The sequence below is a fragment of the Solwaraspora sp. WMMD1047 genome (assembly GCF_029626155.1).
GTDB lineage: Bacteria > Actinomycetota > Actinomycetes > Mycobacteriales > Micromonosporaceae > WMMD1047.
On the sequence record NZ_JARUBL010000002.1, the window covers coordinates 1 to 16,572 of the forward strand.

The following is a 16,572-nucleotide window of genomic DNA, read 5'->3' on the forward strand; positions in this document are numbered from 1 at the left end:
CCCACGCCCGTGGGGAGGACAGACGTGCGCCCCGGTCGGTGCCGGCCACCTGGTTAGGACCACCCCCACGCCCGTGGGGAGGACTTCTTCACGGCGGTGTCGAGTTGGACCGGTGGGGAGGACACCGGACCACCTCCACGCCCGTGGGGAGGACCCGCCGATGCTGATTGCCTGCTCAACCGTGTACGGACCACCCCCACGCCCGTGGGGAGGACCCGCCGCCGGCCAGAGCCAGCAGCATCGCCGCCGGACCACCCCCACGCCCGTGGGGAGGACTCTCCGCCCCCGGGTACGACCCCGCCACCCGGCGGACCACCCCCACGCCCGTGGGGAGGACTCCCGGCCGATCCGGATGTGCTCGAACTCGCGCGGACCACCCCCACGCCCGTGGGGAGGACGAAGTACTTCGTGTTCACGCTGCGATCCGGGTAGGACCACCCCCACGCCCGTGGGGAGGACGGCTCCAACCGCCGATCGGCATCACCCGGGTGCGGACCACCCCCACGCCCGTGGGGAGGACCGGTGGCGCCTGGATGACCTCGACCCGCCCGTCGGACCACCCCCACGCCCGTGGGGAGGACAGAACGCCGACCCGTGGGAGCAGGACGACTCCCGGACCACCCCCACGCCCGTGGGGAGGACGTGACCGCGCCGGAGGTGGTGGCCGTCCACGGCGGACCACCCCCACGCCCGTGGGGAGGACGCCTCCGGCAGTTTGGCGCCACGGATTAGCGTCGGACCACCCCCACGCCCGTGGGGAGGACGAGCCCGACATCTACATGGGCCTCATGCTGGCCGGACCACCCCCACGCCCGTGGGGAGGACGCCACGGCCTCCGCGACCGCCGTCATCTGGTCCGGACCACCCCCACGCCCGTGGGGAGGACCCGACCGCACCGCCGGACAGCCACATCTGCACCGGACCACCCCCACGCCCGTGGGGAGGACTCCCGGGTGGAGATGCCCAGTGCGCGGGCCGCCGGACCACCCCCACGCCCGTGGGGAGGACGTTGGCTGGTTGTACCAGCGGTCCGCCGGCGGCGGACCACCCCCACGCCCGTGGGGAGGACTAGGTGGCGACCACAACGGTCACGTCCACTAGCGGACCACCCCCACGCCCGTGGGGAGGACGTGCTGTCGGCGGGTACGCACACGCTGAGCGCCGGACCACCCCCACGCCCGTGGGGAGGACGTCCCTCTCGCACTCAACTTCCGCGCAGACGCCGGACCACCCCCACGCCCGTGGGGAGGACGCATCCGCGAGCGGTGGCTGTGGGGGCTGCGGCGGACCACCCCCACGCCCGTGGGGAGGACATCTCCCGCCAGACGCGCCGGCCGCGCCGGTCCGGACCACCCCCACGCCCGTGGGGAGGACGCCCTGAGCGGCGGGGAGGTGGCGTCAGGGACCGGACCACCCCCACGCCCGTGGGGAGGACCTGCGGTATCCGTGGATGGTGGACGGGTCGACCGGACCACCCCCACGCCCGTGGGGAGGACAACGCCGGCAAGCCCGAGATGGCGGTTGCCGCCGGACCACCCCCACGCCCGTGGGGAGGACGCCGCCATGGCGCGCCTGCAGCGGCGCGCCGACGGACCACCCCCACGCCCGTGGGGAGGACGTGAGCGCCGCGGCGACCACCGCGACGAGGGCCGGACCACCCCCACGCCCGTGGGGAGGACTCTGGGCTGATACCTCGCTGGCCGCCCTCCATCGGACCACCCCCACGCCCGTGGGGAGGACGAGCCGGTCGACGATCTCGCGGACGACGTCGGCGGACCACCCCCACGCCCGTGGGGAGGACGCCGGCGATGGCCCGCCGGTACGCCGTTTCGGCGGACCACCCCCACGCCCGTGGGGAGGACGGGTGGTCGACCAGCGCCATAGGCCGGCCCAGCGGACCACCCCCACGCCCGTGGGGAGGACTCGAGGATCTCGTCGATGACCGCCTGAGCCTGCGGACCACCCCCACGCCCGTGGGGAGGACGGCCGGTTGGACCACAGCACCTCGGTGCGGGGCGGACCACCCCCACGCCCGTGGGGAGGACGCGTGGACCGAGGAATGCCACCTGATGGCCCGCGGACCACCCCCACGCCCGTGGGGAGGACGGCCCGGTCGCCGCGCGGCGCGGCGCGGCTCTCGGACCACCCCCACGCCCGTGGGGAGGACCCTTCGCGACCTGGGCGTTTACCAGCCCTCGGGCCAGATTTCCTCGGTTATGGTGTTCGCCGGTTCCATTGGGTTCATGGCGATCAGGGTGAGGCCGTCGAAGTCGACGGGTCGGCGTCGGCGTTGTCCTGCGGTTCGGATCGAGTAGCCCTGTTCGGTGTTGTCTGGGTGGATGAGCACGGCGGCTCCGTCGCCGACGACTGCGGCTGCCGTTGCCCATAGTTCGTCTCGGACTTTGGCTGACAGGGTGCCGACGAACATGCCGGGGGTTATCTCGATCATCCATCGGCTGAGGGCGCCGCGTAGGTGATCGGGTACGGCGGTGGTGGACAGGACGACCATTGAGGCCATGGGGCGGTTAGTCCTCGCTGCCGTAGTTGACGCCGGCAGGCACCTCGCCGAGTTCTGGGTCCCAGAGTGAGACCACGTCGGCGCCCCGTTCTGGCGTTGGGCGGACCGTGTCCGGGTCGAGGAGGTGCTGGATGTCGGTGATGATCGTGGGCATCAGCTTGAGGAGTCGGAACTCTTCGCGGAGTTTGCGCCGGGCGTCGCGTTCCGGATTGGTGGAGTTGCCGAGTGAGAAGGCCAGTGGGGCGGTGACCCTGGCTTTGTAGAGATCGGCGATGTCGTAGACGAAGGCGTGTTGGGTGCCGCTGTGTACGAAGCCGAGCGCCGGTGAGCAGCCGAGGGCGAGTGTCGCGGCGTGGACGACGCCGTAGAGGCATGCGCTGGCGGACGAGAGGGCCAGGTTGACCGGGTCTTGCGTTTCCCACTGGTCTGGGTCGTAATTGCGGCGGAACTTGCCGGTCCGGTGGTGTTCGGCGAGTAGGCGGTAAAGCTTCTTCATTCGCTGTCCCTCCATGCCGCGGAGTTGGGCGAGTGATGTTCCTTCGGGGACGGCTTCTCCGAACCGGCGTTCGTACATGCGCACGGCGACTGCCAGTCGTTGAGTGTCGTCGGCCCAGCATCGGACTTGCCGCTCAAGCCAGCTTGTGGTGAGTCCGGCGGGGGTGATGGCCGCGTAGCTGCGTACTCCGCCAGCGCCGACGCAGACGACGGTGGTGCCGTGTCTGGCGAAGGTGGACAGCGCCCGGTGTGTGATGGAGGTGCCGGGGCCGAGGAGTACGCAACTGACAGCGGCGGTGGGGAGATAGACGCGTTCGACGCCTCTTGGGGTTTCGACTTGGGCGCAGACGCCGGTGTCGTCTTGGACGATTCGGACGACGTCGGCGTAGAGAAAGCTGAGAGAGTCCGCGACTCTGGGGAGCATCGCGAGGGTGGGCGCAGCCAGACGTCGTCGCGCGTTGCCGGTCACCGGGCGGCGGCAAGGCTGAGTAAGCCGCAGCCGAACGATTTGCCTCGTCCGATTCCGCCGAGCACGGCGGCGCGTACCAGGTCGACATCCCGTACGACGGCTGTGCCGTCGAATCGTGTCACCGCGTGCCGGATCGGTTTGGCCTTGCCGATCATCGATGGCTGGGGGTGGGTGTGCATTTGTTCGAGGGCGAGTCCGTGTGTCTCGGCGCGTTTGATCCACCACGCTTCTACGTCGGGGCCGGACAGCGGCACGACTTTGCCGGCGTGTGGTCCGGTGATCGCCCGTTTGGAGGGGTTCGCCGCGAGTCGGTATCGGACCCGCATCCCTGGGTGGATTGCTTTGAGGAGTGGGCCGATGTCTCTGGTGTCAACGTGGCCGTAGCGTGGGGGTAGTCGGCTCGGATCTGGTTGCAGGGTGGTCTGCACCAGCACGACCGGACCTGTCGGTTCCTGGTCGATGCGGAACAGCACGCCGGCTCGCTGTCGGGGGTCGCGTCCGAGGCCGTCAGGTACGAGCGTCATCACCCGCTGGTGTATGGCGACGATGTCCCGTAGGTCCTGGCTGGCGGACCGGTTACGGAGATCCGGTTCGATTCGGATCAGCCAGGCGTTCACGCCGGTGCTCCTTTCAGATACGTGGCGAGTGCGGTGAGGTAGCGGTCGCCCAGTCCGACGCAGAGGTCGGCTGGTAGGGACTGTCGGGTTATCCAGAGGGACCGGGACAGGTAGCGTCGGCGGTGCGGATGGAAGTCGAGTGGCACGTCGTTGGCGGTCAGTTGCGACGCGTCTTCCCTGCCGGGTGGTGGGCTTTCGAGGACGAAGTCAACCGGTACGGTATCGCCGGTCACCGGTGGCCGGGCCATCGGCACCGACTGGTACAGGGCGTGCACCGGATCGCCGGGCGTCACCTGTAGCAGCAGTGGCGCTTCGGCTGGGCAGGATCGGCGGCCAAGGTAGGGAGCCCAGGCTGGTCGGTCAAGGGCATTGGCGATTGCGTCCACGAGCGGTTGCGGACCGGTCATCGCGACGGTGAAAGCGGCGTCGGTGAGGTAGTAGCGGTGCGAGACGATTGTGCCCTGACCGGGACCTCGGCGGCTTCCCTCAGCGGTGGGTACGGTCTGATCACGGGCGAGGCCGCCGCCAACGGTGTGGAAGTCGCGTAGGACGGCTCCAGCTCGGTCGACCCGAATGGTGAAGGCCAGGGCGGTCAGGTCGCTGATCGGCTCTTCGCGGCGCCGGCCCAGCGCGGAGGCGATTAATCCGATGAGGGCCGACCGGGTCGGGTACGCGCGGGTGTCTCTTGTGGAGAAGGTGCTGTGATCGCCCCAGGATTGCAGCGGCCCGGCGAGCCGCAGTAGCAGCCCGGTCACCGCAACCCGGCCCGTGCGATGGCGTTCTTCACCAAAGCGGCGTGGGATGGCGTCAGCTCGCCGAGATGATCGAGGCCCTTCTCGTCGGTCAGGGCGTGCGCGTGATGCACGAGTCCGTCTTCGCCGATTAGCCGGTAGATGTGGCCGGCGTACTCGGACAGTACTGTCCGAGATTTCGGACCGAAGCCGCCGTCCAGGGGTGCCCGCACCGGAGGCTCGAAGGCGCTGGCGAGCGAGACGGGGCGGTCGCCGCGGACCGCGATGTAGACGAGATCCGGGACGGTGAACGCGGCGGTGGAGTTCTTCTTCGCGCCTGGTATGGCACTGATGAAGTTCGTGAGGAAGTCTGCCGCGAGTTCGGCAGCGAGCGCCTTCTCGCCCTCGAGGTTCCGCGTCAGGTCGTGAAGGTTGACGCAGGCGTAGCGGTAGAACGTGCCAGCACTGAATTCGGCGCTGTTCATGTGTCCACTGCCGGTCTCGTCCGCCGCCTCGTTCAGGTCGTCGACGGCGGTGAAGAAGTCAACCTGGGCGCTCGTGCCGTGCACGGTGAATGCATGAGCGACCTGGACCGCGCCGTCGACGTGGGCGGTGGGCACGTCGGCGAGCATTCGGCCGAAGAGGTTGATGACCCCGTTGCGGCCACTGATCGTCCGAGTGACCTCGTCACGTGGCAGGATCGGGTCCGACTTTGTCGACGACTTGCCCGTCTTCGGCTTGGCTGTCTGGGCGTGGCTGAGGTCGTCCCGGTTCTCCTCGCAAATCCTGGCCAGGTCGTCAAGGGCCGATGCCGGCAGGTAGAGCAGAACCGAGGTTCCGCCGTTGGCCTCCAGCCCCAGTCCTTTGCTGGTGATGCTCGCCGCCACCTGCTGACCGGCGAACGTCGCCAGGTCTTTGGACCAGCCTTTGCTTCGCAGCCGCGAGGCAACCTCGATCGGCACCCGGCGGGTGCGCAGCGCCTGCTCACCGGCCGACTCCTGCAGCGCGAGCCGGACCGCCCGCTTCCAGCTCTGGCTGGAAACCCGGGTACGTTCGACGCCACCGAAGGTCATCGACTTGGGCGAGCCCAGGTCGTCGCGGTTCAGATTGGCGTACGGGATGCTCTGGAGCAGGTGAATATCGATGTATCGGGCCGGGGTCATGCTTGCTCCTCGTTCTCGGGATTCAGAGTGCGGTAGAAGTCTTGTAGCCACCGTTTGGCGACGAGCTCACGTTCCTGATCCCACTTGCGCAGGTCGTCAATGAGCCGAACCCAGTCGATGGCCGTTTCCACGGACCGGATGTGCTGGACGAGGCCGGGTAGCTGCCGATGCACCCCGGTTAGGTCCTGCCTGACGAGCAGGTGCAGCCGCTTCTCCGCGGTTGTGCGGCTGATACGACCTCGGCTTGCCGCCGTAGCATTCACCGCCCGGGCCAGCGCAGTGCCGATACTGGGCCTGCTGGAGAGCCGCTGGCGGGCGGTGCCGAGTTCCGGACCGTTCCCGACGTCCCCCAGGCCGTCCTCGATATCGCTGTCGGGCGCATCCGTGGCCGGATCGTCAGGGCCGATTCTTGTCGCCGATCCGCGCTGACCGCTGCGGGTTTGAGCAGCAATCATGGCTGCTACGGAGTACAGGGCGTACTCCTGCGCCCGGTCGCTCTGGCGGGGCAGCCAGCGGGCGACGGTGGCGTGCATGCCGTACGCCTGCTCCGGTGGTCGCCCGAGCCCACGACGCAACGAGGAGCGCCGCTCCGGAACGTTCGCGCACAGTCCGATGACGTGTTGGACGAACTTGTCAATCATGTCGATTGACAAGGGAGTCGCGGTGTCGGTACTCACTTCGCCTTACCCTTCTGGCGTTTACCGGTGAGCCGGTGGTGTGCCTTGTCGATGGCGGCAGCGAAGCGGGGAAGGTGAGCCTCGCCATTGGTCGCCCAGTCGATGGCCTCGTGCCCGAGCTGTCGGTATGACTTCCGGGCAGTGGCCCACGTCCGGTTGTGCAGGTGCGACCAGAACAGGTCTTCTGCTCGTGGCCAGTAATGGGTCTTCACCCGAGCCACCCACGGCCCGACCCGGTCCTTGACATCGGTTGACTCCTGCCAGGCCAGTTTCATCAGGTAGGCCAGCACGTTGCCGACATCCTCCGCAGCTTTGACGACGGTCACGCTCTCAACCGCTGCCTCTTCGTCGTACTTGATCATCCAGCGTAAGATCGGTGGGGTGACCGAGGTGAACCACTGCCTATCCTTGGCTTGGCCGTCCTGGTCGAAGCCGAAGGCGCGGACACGCTGCTCACCTTCATCGAAATCCTGGGCGCTCACGAGGATCCTCGGGCGCTGACTTTCGTCTGTGATGTCGCAGAGCAGCGCTGGCACATCCCGCCACAGCGCTCGAGAACCGTCGGCCGGCAGCTGGTACCAGCTGCCCTGCTTGCTGAACCGTCGAATCACGTAAGGATCAGGCGTCTGCATCGGAGGCGTGCGTCTACCCCAGGTGAGGTACGCATCGGTGACGACCCGGCCATCCTCGTCGGGAACCAACAGGACGGCGTGCTGAAACCGGCCGGTCAACAGCCCACCGGGCCAAGTCAGCGCTGGCGGCGGAGCTAGTGGGTCCAGCAGGGCAGGGCGCTCCCACGGACACAGGTCAGGCTCATCGTTCGCCGTGTGCTCCCCGGGAACGCCAAGCACGAGAGACTCGAAAAGAGCTCCGCCGAGTGGGTGGTACGACATCGCCGATCGCAGCGGTCCGGCGTTGCTGTTGGCGAACTTCTGCCCGTCGACCTCCCGGCTGGTGCAACGACCTGAAGCGCCATAGTAGAGCTGAGCGACGAGGTGCCACGCCGCTTCAGCTGCCGGCAAAGGCAGCGGAGCAAGGTCGTTATAGTGCCCAAACCACACCTGCGCGTTGCCAGCTGGCCGGCCGAAGACCAGCTTGTTGACACCCGACGTCTTCGCGCACTGCGACCTCAGACGCGGATCCTGCAACCACGGCCGCTCCGGGTGGAACAGATCAAAGGAGTTCCGGTACTGATCAAAGTAGGCGGTCACACTCTCCGGATCGAAGCGCCGCCGATCGAGAACATGACCCTGACGCTCCGCCCAGGAGCTCCGCTTGTCCAAGCCGGTGAGCCGAGCGGTGATCGCGTAGAGGATCCGCCAGAGCCCCGACGCCGCCGGCGGCACCGGCACCACAAGATCGTCGAACTCATGGGCACGTAGATAAAGCTCACGGAGTCCGACCGAGACCGTCTGCTCACCCGCACGAACGGGGAGCCAGGGCTCGACGAGGAGATCGAACGAGGCGGAGACCATGTTCACCCTTCGGAGCGGAGGACTGCCAGACAGTGCCGCAAGCGTTCGGACGCTCCAAGACACCTGTCGGATGGATGACATATGCTGCGGATGGTTCCCCATGCTCGTGGGGGTGCGCCGGCAATTGGTGGAGCCGCTACCGGTCTGCCGTCATCTTCCTCACGGTCGTGAGGGCAGGCTGGCCGACAAGGAACTTGTCGGCCAGCCCCTGCCAGGACTACGCGCTGGCGATGCCTAGCACGATGAGGTGGACCACCAGGACGATGACGAGGACGACGGTGGTTTGCGGCAACTTGAGTGTTAGGCCGAGCCCGGCTCGGGTCTGCATTCGGACCTCCTGGAAAGGCAATGGGTGGTTAGCGGCGCGCGTCCACAGAGTACAGCACTCTGCGATGCCGGCAACTGGTCGTCACCTGTGGCCGGTCGTTCTGCGGATGATCAGGCCGAGATCCCGGTCGAGGTGGACGAGGCGACCGCCGATCTCGATCGGATGAGTTCCGGCGGGTCCGATCGGGAACCAGAGAGGATGGAGCTCGCTGAGCCATGGAGTCTTGTCCCATCGTGCGGGTCGCTCGGCGTCGGGTTTGTAGCCGCTGATCAGGGACTCTCGGACGGGAATGCTCAGCTTGAGCAGCGACCGGATGTCGTCAGGCTGATATCGGCCATCGAGGCCGGATCCGTGATGGGGTAACGGATGCCGGCGGTGAGGGTCGAGCCATTGCCTACCGTCGGAGTCGAGATAGCAGCAGAGCACCCGGACCGAATCGGCTCCCAGCCGTGTCGCCGCCTGCCCGTCGGCGACCTCGCACTCGCTGAGGAGGGAAAGGTCGCCGAGGCTGCTTGGGTCTGGGATAGTCCACAACTCGGCCGCCTGCCGACCCACCATCTCATCCACCTGATAGTCGGTGTGCTCGTCCCTGAGTTGGGGGTCGACGATGCCGGTCGGGCTGTAAACGGCTTCCATATGCTCTTGGACGTCCTCGGGTATCCGGATCGTCTCCACACCGCTGAGCCGCAGGTGCGTCGCCCGCAGCAGGTAGTCGTGGTAGACGTCGCCCCAGCGGCGTGGCTTCGCGTAACGGCCATCGTGGTGCGGGTCGAGGATGACCAGACGGGGTGTTCGCGCCCAGGCCGGCCGCGCCCGGGCGTGTCGATGACAGCGACCCGCGCGCTGCAGCACCTGGGCCAGCGGCGCCAGATCGCTGACGACCAGATCGAAGTCGAGGTCGAGGGACTGTTCTATCACCTGAGTCGCGACGACGATTACTCTCTTGTGCCGTTCGATGCTGTCCTTGCCGAGGAGCGCGACGATTCGTTGGGTGATCTCCTCGCGCTGCCCGGACGGGAATCGCGAGTGCAGAAGGTAGACCTCGGCCCGATCCCGAGTCCACTCTCGCGTCATCTCGTAGGTCTGCTGCGCGTCATCGACCGTGTTGCAGACCACGGCCGCGTATCCGCGGTCCCGCACGAGAGGGGTAAGCACGGCTTCCAGCACGGCCCGACGGTCAGACGGATCGCTGGTCTCGGAACCGCTGCTGTGACGCACCGGCCGGATATCCAGCCGCAGGGGGATGCGTCGCCCGGTTGCGACAGCGGCCTGCGCCTCGGTTGAGATGGTAATCGATGACCCACCAGAGCGGGCTGGGACGAACACCCATCCCGGGTAGGGAACGGGTCCAAGGCGAACTGGAGGGAGGCCTGCGCCGCGTCGGTACGCAGCGGCGAGGCTGTGAACATGGCTGGCAGGCAGAGTCGCGGAGAGCAGAATCACCGAGCAGCGCATCGAACCGAGCCAGGTGAGGAGCTTGCAGAGAACCGCACGCATGTAGTCGTCATACGAGTGCGCCTCGTCAACGATGAAGACCTTGCCGGACAGACCGAGCAGCCTCAACGCATTGTGCCGGGTAGCGAGCGCGGCCATCAGCGCCTGATCGATTGTGCCCACGCTGAAACCAGCGAGCAGCCCGCGCTTACGCCCCTTCAACCAGTCTGGCGCAGCCGTCAAGGTGTACTTGTCGCTCGAAGCGACATCGCTGTCGCCCTGCGGCTCGTCCTTCGGACTCCCCTCGTACGCGGCATTCAACCAGGACAGACTGTGCAGCAACGTCACCGCCGCAGGTCCATCCGCGACCCGGTTCGTGAACTCCCGGACTCGCTTGTACATCTGGTCAGCGGTAGCCATCGTGGGAAGGGCAAAATAGAAGCCACTGGCGTCGGAGACCTCGGCTAGCTCTCGTGCCGCGATCAATGCCACTTCGGTCTTCCCGTCGCCGGTCGCAGCAGTCACGATCAACAGACCCGGCCCATCGACCCTTGGCAGCAGTTCGTCACGGATAGACCGCTGCAAGGCGTTGGGTCTGAAGGGAAAGACTTCCTCGAAAGTTAGCTGTCGCAGGATCGGGACGCCCAGCCCAGCGCCATCGAGGAGCCGAGTAGCCCGACCGCACAGACCGGCCAGATGGGCCGCGACGACCTCGACCGACGAATCGGCGGGGACAGACAGCAACTGACCACGTAGATAGTGCTCCTGACTCGCGAGCCAGTCAGCCAGAATGATCAGCCCCGTGACCAGGACCGCGACGCGCGGATCGACGCGCTCCGGAGAGGCAGGGCTTCCTACAGCCTTCGTAATCGTCCGAAACAATGCGCTCCGCTGGGACGCCCAGCTGCCCCCGCCAAGCCGTCCCGCAATCAAGTCACGATGCTGGGCGCTCCGAAACCGACCATGATGACCACCAAGCATCTGCGCCACCCGATATGCGGGCTGCCCGCTCCTCGGACCCACCTGCGGCCGATCCTGACCAAGTAGCTTGACCAACGCAAGCTGTGACGCCATGTCATGACCGAGATCCCGCCCGCCGGCAACAAGACCGTAAGCTGGATCTGCACGAAGTGGCTCGTAGGCGCGTTGGCATTGCACCTGGAAACCCGGGCTCGCCTTGCCAAGATCGTGAAGCCCGGCCCAGAGCATGACGAGGAGCCGGGCGTGACCCTCATCGACGTCCATCCCGCTGGCGACGAACCGTCGCTGGCCAGCGGTCAGGTGACCATCCCAAAGGGCTCCGGCCACCGCTGCTGTATCCACCAAATGCCAGAGCAACGGATACGGCGAGGCGAGCCCTCGTTCCTTACCCCAGATCCGAAGATCCACAATTGCCTCATGACTCATACAGCGGCCTCACCGACGCGAGCGGAACGATTGCGGGCAAGAGCAGAGCACACGGGTACGACAATCTCCGCTCGACGCCCCTGGCGATCCAATTCCGTCACCCAGCAGTGAAGTCCCAAGTCGCGAAGTGTCCTCCCCACGGCCGTGGGGGTGGTCCGGGGCTCATCCGCGCAGGGACCGTCGACGCGGAGTCCTCCCCACGGCCGTGGGGGTGGTCCGCCGTGGCTGTCGAGCGCGGCGTCGGGGTCGGCGTCCTCCCCACGGCCGTGGGGGTGGTCCGCCGAGGGCTGCGGTGTCGTTGAGGTCGGGCGCGTCCTCCCCACGGCCGTGGGGGTGGTCCTGGCGTCGGGCGCCAGCCCGACCGGGGTGTTGTGTCCTCCCCACGGCCGTGGGGGTGGTCCGGATCGCAAGACCAGCCGGGAGGCGATCCGTCGGTCCTCCCCACGGCCGTGGGGGTGGTCCATGCCACCGCCACCGCGGCCAGCTCGCCCACAAGTCCTCCCCACGGGCGTGGGGGTGCTCCGTCCGCGAGGGACTCCAAGTGCGCGGGCAACCGGTCCTCCCCCCACGGGCGTGGGGGTGGTCCGGAGGGGATTCCCTGGGCGCACTCACCTGTTGCGTCCTCCCCACGGGCGTGGGGGTGGTCCGAAGGGGGTCGAATACGCTCGGGGACTTTGAGCGGTCCTCCCCACGGGCGTGGGGGTGGTCCGGCCCGCAACGCCGCCAGTAGCCGGCTGCCGGCGTCCTCCCCACAGGCGTGGGGGTGGTCCGCTGGCGATCAAGGACGGTCCGACGTGGCCGGATGGGAAGCCTTCCACTACCTCGTCCTCCAACGGGCGAGCGTTCCCAGGATGAGAGGAGGCTTGGCGTGACGCCGGTCCCGCCGCCGGGCGCGTCGATCCTGGCGAAGCTCAGATGGTTGCGATCAGGGATGTAAAGCGCGCGGCGCAGCCTTGGGTCGGCGAGGCTCGGGTAGGTAGCGTCCGCCGCGAGCGTGGATCCCGGTTTGGATGGTACGCCGATGACGTACATACCGGCTGCGCGCGCGGCGGCAACCCCGGTCGGAGAGTCCTCGATCGCTACAGCGTCTTCGGGCGCGACAGCGAGGCGGGCGCAGACGGCTAGGTAGATGTGCGGTGCGGGCTTGGGCGCGTCTACTTCGTCGCAGCCGATGATGGTGTCGAAGGCTCGGGGGAGGCCGATTTTGGTGAGGTAGCGTTTGACGATCGCTGCCGGGGAGTTGGATGCGACCGCGAGGGGGCGTCTGGTGGCGTTGAGTGCTAGGACGAGGTCGACCGCGCCGGGTAGGGGCACGATGGGGTCTCCGAGGTTATTGGCGACCAGGTCGTAAACTTCTTCGCCAAGTTCGGTACCGTTTTCGGGGCGGCCGAGTATCTGGCCGAGTGCGTGTCCGAGGGCTTCCTTGCCGAGGCCGACGAGGCTGTCGCGTTCTGCAGAGGAGAGGGTGCGCCCGTAGCGATTAGCAATCGTGGAGTAGGCCCTGCGCCATGTTTTGTCGGTACGGATGAGGGTGTTGTCGCAGTCGAGAATTACGGCAGCCTGTCGGGGTGGCCGTGGGTGCATGGCGGTTCTCCTGCCGTTAGAGGCATGGCGATGCCATTCAGGGGCGCCGTGGGTTCAACTTGACCCCGGCGCATGGCTGTGATCACGTACTTGCGCTGCGGTGACCTAACCGCATCTCTGCTGGATAGCCCAACTTCATGATGCAGGGTCGTGCATTCAGGAACCAGAGGGGTCGTTGGCAGGTTGGTGCTACGAAGAGGGTGGCAATCTGCTACATGTAGTCGTCGTCTTGTGTGAGCAGACGTTGGACCGCGAGATGGTACGAGGCCTGCGCTGCCGGGATCGAGGCAACCACGACCCGCTCGTCCGCGCCGTGCAGACCTTCATAGTCTGGCCCGAAGCCAGCGGTCGCGGGGATACCCAGTCCTGATAGGTAGTTCCCGATATTGGAAGGGCCCGCGACCTTCGTCACGGGTCGCGCGCCGACCGCGTGGGCGGCTTGGAGTAGAGCAGCGGCTGGCTGCTGGGTACCGGTCAGTCGGTACGGCGGCCACATCGTGACCTCCTCGATGGCGGTCGGCTCCGGTGAAGGGTGCCTGGCGTCGATGGACATGACTGTGTCCTGGATGAGTCGCGCCGCGCCCGCCGCGTCCAGCGTCGGCGTGAGCCGAACATCTACGGCGATCTCGCATGTGTCAGGTACGACGGTGAATCCGGAACCGCCGTTGACGGACGTCACGGTGAGCTTCGGCGCGGCTCGGAACCCTTGACCCGGGTCCGATGGGAGCGGAGCGGCGTCGAGCGCGGCTATCAGTGCTGCGGCCTTGACGAGGGCGTTGCAGGCTGTCGGGCGGCTAGCGCCGGAGTGTGCCGCTACGCCCCGGACTTTGAGTTTGACCCGGAAAACCCCACGTCCGCCGACGACGACATGGTCTGAGCCGGGATAGCCGATCATCACGCCTGCTGCCTGCCGTCCCGGCCCGGCGAAGAAGGCTCGCGCGCCACCGAAGCCGCCGCTGTGTTCGTCCACGTCGAATAGGAGCGCGAGGCTGCCGACCAGGTGATGAGGTCCCGTGGTGATTGGGCGTGCGAGTCGTTGGGCGATGTGACAGAAGATGGCGGCGCCGGTCTTGGAGTCGGCCGCGCCACGGCCCCTGAGCCAGCCATCGACGATGTCCCCTGCCAGTGGTGGAAAGGACCAGGTGGTCTCGTCTCCAATGGGCGCGGTGTCCGCGCAGGCGTCCAGTACCCACATTGGTCCTGCCCTGCCAGTGTCCAGGATGCAGGTCATCCCCACTAGTGCGCCGTGGGCGTCGTGTAGTCGTCGGCTGTCCAGACCTCGTTCGGTTAGCCACTCTTCCAAGATCTTCAACACCGGCTCGTAGGCGTCGTGATCAGAACAGCTTGGAGTGCGTATCAGCGTCTGGGCTAGGTCCAGCACTGAGGACAGGTCTTCGTAGGCGGCCGTTTTGGCCTCTGCGACAGCCTCGGCGTGCACCCGCGCCTCCCTAGCCACCCGCGTTCAGTATCGGCAGCGCTCGCACGGCGTCGATGGTTTCCACGCGTCGGGCGCCGGCGTATGCCTCTCGGACATGGTGCACCAGTCCGACCGCTGCGTCTGCACCGAGGAGGAGCCCCGTGTCGAAGGCCTCTGCTGTGGTTAACGACGGTACTGGGAGCACGGCGGCGTTATCCGAGCTGACGATGAATCGTTCGGGGGCGGCGACCGGGTCGACCAGGCCGATGTGCAGGGTCTTGACCCCGTTGGTCCGCTCCGCGGGATCCCGTAGCTCTAGGAGTCGCAGAAGGTGGTCATGCGTGGCCCGGTGGTGGGGCGGGCCGTAGAGGACACGGTAGTGGACCAGGTCGGGGTGTTCGGCGAGCGCCGCCTCTACCGCCTGCAGGTAGGGGCCGCCGCGGGAGCGTGAGCCGGTGATCGCGAGGCAGTGTCGTGCGCCGCGCACGACGTGGATCATCGCGCCGAGAAGTTCGCCATGCGTGCGGAGCACCCGGGGAGCGGGGATCCCCACTCCTGTCGGATTCGGACTCGGCTGATCTTGATGGGCGAACAGCACCTCTGGCGGCAGTTCGTAGAGGTCGCAGAGCAACTGCCGGTACCGCAGGGACGTCTTGATCTTTCCGCGTTCCCAGGACGAGAGGAGGCTTGGCGTGACGCCGGTCCCGCCGCCTGGAGCACGCGCGTCGATCCTGGCGACGACGTCCTCAAGGGTCCAGTTGTGATGCCTGCGGGCGCTGCGCAGCGGCGACTCTTGCTGGAGATTCCGCGATGTGACCACAAGCAGATCCTCACTATCCGCATGCCTGGCGTTACTCTTTGTATTAGGATGTCTGGATGGGTTCGGCATCGCAAGAGTGGTTCGAGTTTCTGCCGCTGGCTGGTGCCTGGTCTGCTCTCAATGCGCAGGTCGCTGCGAGTCTTGGTCGCGTCCGGTGGAACTTCGGCTTCCCAGTCTGCGGTACGCGAAATCGGTTGACGGTCACGACCCGGTCGCGGGAGCGGCGGTGCGCGTGTCGATCTTTGCGCCCCGCTATCCTGCGGCGATGCCTGAGACCGTCGCCCCTGGCACGCCCGCACATCCTGATCTGAACGGCGATTTGTCACATCTCGCTGCCGCGTTCGGTATTGGCGACATCCATGGCCAGGAATATCTTCCTGCGGGGCTGATGAACCGCAACTGGCGCGTCACCGCCAGCGGCGGAGATTACGCCCTGAAACAGATCATCGACGTACCGTTGGCGACCGCCCGCCGCAACCTCCGAGTCGTGACGGCTCTCGTCGGCGAGGGCGTGCCGACGTGTCCACCGGTCCTCGGCGCAGCCGGGGATCCGGTGGTCGAGGTGGGCAATCGCGGCTACTGCCTGTTGCCCTGGTTGGAGGGCGACCACCTAGCGGGCCCCGACCTGACGCTCGACCAAGCGCGCCAGTTCGGGCAGGTGCTCGGGCAGGTCCACGACCGGCTCGACCGGATAGGTCGGCGTGTAGGGCTTCCCGCGGCACCGGCGAAGCTGAGTGGTCGGACCATCGAGCCGGCTGCTGCCCTGCTCGAGCTGGATCGCTTCCAGGCCGCTGCCCGGAGCGGGGGCACGTCGTTCGACGAGGCGGTTGTCGAACTGCTCGACCGGCGCAGGGTCCTCATTGACAAGTACGCGGAGCTGCGGCCGGCGAGCGCGCTCGTCCAGGGTCGGATCGGGTGGACCCATGGGGATATGCAACATCGCAACGTGATCTGGCTGAACGGCATTATCCGCGCGGTGATCGACTGGGACCGGATCCGGGTCCGCCCGCTGGCTGAGGAGGTAGCGCGCACAGTGACGATTGTGTTCGGCGCCGAACAGGGTCGACTGGACCTGGCGCGCGCCTCCGCATTTGTGAGCGGCTACCGCGCTGTCGTCCCACTCCCGGTGGATGACCTCGCGGACGGTGTACGACGGTTGTGGTGGAAGAGGATGTCCGACTTCTGGCACCTGGACTTCCACTACGACCGTGGCGATCACAGTTGCGACCCGCTGTTCCTGACCAGCGAAGCGTTCTTGGGCTGGTGGACTGAGCACCGCGCCGAGGTTGAGGACGCGTTCTCGGCACAGCCGTAGCCGCCGGAGTCCCAGACGTCAAGGTGCCGCTCCGGTGGGACATGCGTCGCCGCGGGCAGGGAACGTCCGTTTGTCGTCTATCGACCCCGGCCCAACCTTTGTAGGTGAGCTAGAAGGCAAGT

The 16,572-nt window shown here is 67.1% G+C and carries 11 protein-coding genes and 2 CRISPR repeat arrays; of the genes, 1 reads left to right on the forward strand and 10 read right to left on the reverse strand.

Going from position 1 to position 16,572, the window contains the following annotated elements:
* Nucleotides 1-55 precede the first annotated feature (55 nt).
* Nucleotides 56-2,167: direct repeats of the CRISPR family, unit length 29 nt; unit sequence CGGACCACCCCCACGCCCGTGGGGAGGAC.
* An 18-nt stretch (nucleotides 2,168-2,185) separates the two neighbouring features.
* The 10 genes from cas2e to O7627_RS37120 form a co-directional block, all read right to left on the reverse strand.
* On the reverse strand, nucleotides 2,186-2,518 hold the full coding sequence (gene cas2e, locus O7627_RS37075) for a type I-E CRISPR-associated endoribonuclease Cas2e (protein ID WP_278091435.1): 333 nt from the start codon (nucleotides 2,516-2,518) through the stop codon (nucleotides 2,186-2,188).
* A 7-nt stretch (nucleotides 2,519-2,525) separates the two neighbouring features.
* Nucleotides 2,526-3,482 carry a type I-E CRISPR-associated endonuclease Cas1e gene (cas1e, locus tag O7627_RS37080; RefSeq protein ID WP_347404625.1) on the reverse strand — a complete coding sequence of 319 codons (957 nt, stop codon included), beginning with the start codon at nucleotides 3,480-3,482 and terminating at the stop codon, nucleotides 2,526-2,528.
* Entirely contained in the window at nucleotides 3,479-4,099 is a 621-nt protein-coding gene (cas6e, locus tag O7627_RS37085; RefSeq protein WP_278091433.1) for a type I-E CRISPR-associated protein Cas6/Cse3/CasE, read from the reverse strand. The genes cas1e and cas6e overlap by 4 nt, the downstream gene beginning before the upstream one ends.
* Complete coding sequence (gene cas5e, locus O7627_RS37090; RefSeq protein WP_278091432.1) at nucleotides 4,096-4,854, reverse strand: type I-E CRISPR-associated protein Cas5/CasD; 759 nt, start codon at nucleotides 4,852-4,854, stop codon at nucleotides 4,096-4,098. The genes cas6e and cas5e overlap by 4 nt, the downstream gene beginning before the upstream one ends.
* Nucleotides 4,851-5,993, reverse strand: a complete 1,143-nt coding sequence (gene cas7e / locus O7627_RS37095) for a type I-E CRISPR-associated protein Cas7/Cse4/CasC (protein ID WP_278091431.1) — start codon at nucleotides 5,991-5,993, stop codon at nucleotides 4,851-4,853. Before cas7e ends, cas5e begins: the two co-directional genes overlap by 4 nt.
* Nucleotides 5,990-6,670 (reverse strand): type I-E CRISPR-associated protein Cse2/CasB, encoded by a 681-nt coding sequence (gene casB, locus O7627_RS37100; RefSeq protein WP_278091430.1) that lies wholly within the window; start codon nucleotides 6,668-6,670, stop codon nucleotides 5,990-5,992. Before casB ends, cas7e begins: the two co-directional genes overlap by 4 nt.
* Entirely contained in the window at nucleotides 6,667-8,145 is a 1,479-nt protein-coding gene (gene casA, locus O7627_RS37105; protein WP_278098090.1) for a type I-E CRISPR-associated protein Cse1/CasA, read from the reverse strand. The genes casB and casA overlap by 4 nt, the downstream gene beginning before the upstream one ends.
* A gap of 409 nt (nucleotides 8,146-8,554) precedes the next feature.
* Nucleotides 8,555-11,296: a CRISPR-associated helicase Cas3' gene (cas3, locus tag O7627_RS37110; protein ID WP_278091429.1), complete on the reverse strand. Its 2,742-nt coding sequence runs from the start codon at nucleotides 11,294-11,296 to the stop codon at nucleotides 8,555-8,557.
* Between the two features lie 147 nt (nucleotides 11,297-11,443).
* Nucleotides 11,444-12,085: a CRISPR direct-repeat array (repeat unit 28 nt; unit sequence GTCCTCCCCACGGCCGTGGGGGTGGTCC).
* A 1,024-nt stretch (nucleotides 12,086-13,109) separates the two neighbouring features.
* The gene (locus O7627_RS37115; protein WP_278098089.1) at nucleotides 13,110-14,336 is read right to left on the reverse strand and encodes a M20/M25/M40 family metallo-hydrolase; all 1,227 of its coding nucleotides are present in this window, start codon (nucleotides 14,334-14,336) and stop codon (nucleotides 13,110-13,112) included.
* Between the two features lie 10 nt (nucleotides 14,337-14,346).
* Nucleotides 14,347-15,135, reverse strand: coding sequence for a helix-turn-helix transcriptional regulator (locus O7627_RS37120; protein ID WP_278098088.1), 789 nt, complete (start codon nucleotides 15,133-15,135; stop codon nucleotides 14,347-14,349).
* A 265-nt stretch (nucleotides 15,136-15,400) separates the two neighbouring features.
* Here O7627_RS37120 and O7627_RS37125 point away from each other — a divergent pair, with 265 nt between their 5' ends.
* Nucleotides 15,401-16,450, forward strand: a complete 1,050-nt coding sequence (locus O7627_RS37125) for a phosphotransferase (RefSeq protein ID WP_278098087.1) — start codon at nucleotides 15,401-15,403, stop codon at nucleotides 16,448-16,450.
* The last annotated feature ends 122 nt before the right edge of the window (nucleotides 16,451-16,572 follow it).

Bases quoted from the DNA above. Each gene is read 5' to 3' on its own strand.
- casA (WP_278098090.1), bottom strand. From the start codon at position 8,145: ATGGTCTCCGCCTCGTTCGATCTCCTCGTCGAGCCCTGGCTCCCCGTT.
- cas2e (WP_278091435.1), bottom strand. From the start codon at position 2,518: ATGGCCTCAATGGTCGTCCTGTCCACCACCGCCGTACCCGATCACCTA.
- cas7e (WP_278091431.1), bottom strand. From the start codon at position 5,993: ATGACCCCGGCCCGATACATCGATATTCACCTGCTCCAGAGCATCCCG.
- O7627_RS37125 (WP_278098087.1), top strand. From the start codon at position 15,401: ATGCCTGAGACCGTCGCCCCTGGCACGCCCGCACATCCTGATCTGAAC.